This window comes from Nostoc mirabile CHAB5784 (assembly GCF_020829645.1).
GTDB classification, from domain to species: Bacteria; Cyanobacteriota; Cyanobacteriia; order Cyanobacteriales; family Nostocaceae; genus Nostoc; species Nostoc mirabile.
This window is the reverse complement of the sequence record NZ_JAIVFS010000265.1, coordinates 1-2,853: the sequence shown is the minus strand read 5'-3', so window position 1 is coordinate 2,853 and position 2,853 is coordinate 1. Positions and strand designations below refer to the sequence as shown.

The window sequence follows — 2,853 nt, the reverse complement described above, 5'->3', positions numbered from 1 at the left end:
CAACTCAATCGCTTGCATGACTTTTTGCCGGAAATCATCACTCTCTTGCTTTGGCCATTGAAATGGGGTAGACGCAATTGGAACTCTTATAGTCTACGTCCTAATCTTCATGGCTATAGCTATAATTCTATAGACACCTCTTTCCACCCACAAATTCAATCATCATCGAATTTACTACAAAATGGGGAGGAAAAGGCTGCCGTCGGCAGCCTTTTCCTCCCCCCTAACAATGATTATCATTTTCATTAACTGTATATTTTATTTTCTGGAAGTCCCTCAGTGATCGCATTACGCGGTTGAGGCAAAACGAGAACTTGGAAGAAGCTGGTCGTGCGGTGTTGAAATATTTGGGAGAACTGAAGCGACCGTATTTAACCCAGGTGGAACAAAAACTATTAAGTTTGATAGAGCTTGAATGTGAGATGGAAGGCTAAAGATGACACTGACAAAATATGGAGCCTTATGCACGGAAGTATATGATATTAGCAAGCCCATTGGTGGACAATATCCTGACGTTCCATACTACATAAAACATCTTTCCAAAATTGGTGGCAGAATTCTCGAAGTAATGGTGGGTACAGGACGATTACTCATCCCACTGTTAGAAGCAGGTCTTAACGTTGAAGGCATCGATGCTTCACCAGATATGCTTGCTTGTTGCCGCAAACATTGTTTAGAAAGAGGTTTGGAGCCTGTCATTTACCAAGGTGAGGTAGAGAATCTGGACTTGCCTGGAAAGTACAATGCAATAGTCGTGACCTTTGGCTCGTTCATGTTGTTGCCACGCTCTGCTGCTATCGCGGCATTGCAAGCCTTTGCACGACACCTGGAACCACAGGGGCTGATTTTTATTGATTTGGAACTTCCGGTTGAAGATTTCAAAACCCAAAATATTGTTAAGCAACGGGAGCCAATTGAGTGTGCTGACGGCTCAATCATCCTCATGCAATCTTCTTCTAGTATTGACCTCTTAGAGCAACTGAACTTGACGCTCATTCGCTATGAAAAGTGGTTAAATGGCAACCTCATAGCTACTGAACTTCAACGTCTGCCACTGCATTGGTTTGGCAGGGATGAATTTATATCCTGTTTACAAGAAAACGGTTATAAAAATATCACTTTGTGTGCTAACTACACCCCAGATTTGCAGCCCACTTCTTACAAAGATACTCTATGTTTTTCAGCATTAATTCCATAGATAATCATATTTAATTATTATGTTTAGAAAGGCTTCAGTTGATCGTGAGAACTTGACATTACAAATATACTGTTGGGCTGAAGCATCTCAAGTCTTACAATTACCTACCTGCGGAGCGTCAGCAAATGCAGGTAATTTGCGATGGCGTAACCGCCCACCGTAGGTGATCGCATCAATCGGGTGTATTCCAGTGGGCTGGAGAAATCGGTGCAAAGGTTGCTTCAAAGCGACTAGGGATTTCATCTTGCCAGTAAGTTCCTAACCAATTACCGCTAAGGTCTGCCATATTGTTTCTTAGTAAAGATGTCTATGCGCTCACCCGAATTGAAGTAATTGACGCAGCAGGTAGTTTACTCGCTATTGTTAAGCTGAAGCTGTCAATCATGCAATTATATCGATATTATCGCTGTTGAGCATTGCAGTAAACCCTAGTAAAATACGACGGTACAAGAGGGAAGGTAGCGGTAGTATTCATTGACGAACCATTACCAAGAACGGCAGAGATTACCAACAGGCATACTATCACTACGAATTTTGGAGTGAGGGCAATCGCTTGGTCAAGTCGTCGAAGTACATTCCCAAGCGGTTACTGAATCGTGTTCAGCAGATGGAGCGAGAGAAAGCGGCTGTTAAGGAGATATTGCAATTGCTGGGGATGATGAAATCATGATTCTGAGGCTGTCACGGCAATTTCTGTTGAAGTACCTGAACTGACTGAACAAGAGCAGAGTGTCGGGAGCAAATCGGTGAAGCAGTCCGCAGAAAGGGGTTTTTCTAAGTAGAGGAACTGCCGAATCCGTAAGGGTTCCCGTCGAGTCTAAATAAACCCCATCAGAAAGAAGGGCTTGCCGATAGGCAGCACTACTGTTAAAACCGAGCTAAGTTGTGAGATTCAGCAAAAACATCAATCTCGATGCACTTTCTGTTGATTTTCCGTATAGTAAATAGTTGGGCTGTTTTCTTGTTTTAATGACATTCGTATTGGATGGTGAACAATTATGAGTTCAAATCAGCAGTTTCTGCAAAATTTATACGAAGCCTTCAACAAAGGCGAGATTGAAACAATCATCTCGGTGATGCACCCAGACGTAAAATGGGCCAACGGGGTGGAAGGCGGTTTCGTTTATGGACGCGACGCGGTGCGCGAATACTGGACTAATCAATATAAGGTTATTCAAGTGCAGCTTGAAACCTTAAAATTCGAGACGGATGAAAACAATCGAAATGTCGTTACCGTTCATCAAATCGTCAGAGATTTGCAAGGCAATTTGCTTGCGGATGCAACAATTGAGCAAATTTTTACTATTAAGGATGGTTTGATCAGTCTTTATGAAATTGGCGAAACCGAAACAATCCAACAGATGATTCAAAAGACGAGAAACAAAAATGAGTAATTGAGAAGGCAGTACAATTCGACCGTTGCTTTACTGATCGCAATGAAGAGAGGTTAGTAACTTCGGTCAGATTCTGTATATAGCGGTTCCTACTTGAGTAAAATACACTGTAGGATAATGGAGTATATTAAAGTCTAAGTACCTGTGGAATGAAACCTTACTCCAGCGATCTGCGCCAAAAAGTAATTAACGCACATAACAATCAAGAAGGCTCTCAACGACAACTGGCAAAAAGATTTAGTGTCAGCTTGAGTTTTGTTC

At 42.1% G+C, this 2,853-nt stretch carries 3 protein-coding genes; all 3 read left to right on the top strand.

Translation table 11 applies throughout. From position 1 onward, the window contains the following. A partial coding sequence (locus LC653_RS45450) for a hypothetical protein (protein ID WP_229501784.1) occupies positions 1–249 on the top strand: 249 nt, incomplete at its 5' end. A 187-nt stretch (positions 250–436) separates the two neighbouring features. Then, positions 437–1,198: a class I SAM-dependent methyltransferase gene (locus LC653_RS45445; RefSeq protein ID WP_229501783.1), complete on the top strand. Its 762-nt coding sequence runs from the start codon at positions 437–439 to the stop codon at positions 1,196–1,198. A 998-nt stretch (positions 1,199–2,196) separates the two neighbouring features. Next, entirely contained in the window at positions 2,197–2,592 is a 396-nt protein-coding gene (locus tag LC653_RS45440) for a nuclear transport factor 2 family protein (protein ID WP_229501782.1), read from the top strand. The last annotated feature ends 261 nt before the right edge of the window (positions 2,593–2,853 follow it).

Bases quoted from the DNA above. Each gene is read 5' to 3' on its own strand.
- LC653_RS45445 (WP_229501783.1), top strand. From the start codon at position 437: ATGACACTGACAAAATATGGAGCCTTATGCACGGAAGTATATGATATT.
- LC653_RS45440 (WP_229501782.1), top strand. From the start codon at position 2,197: ATGAGTTCAAATCAGCAGTTTCTGCAAAATTTATACGAAGCCTTCAAC.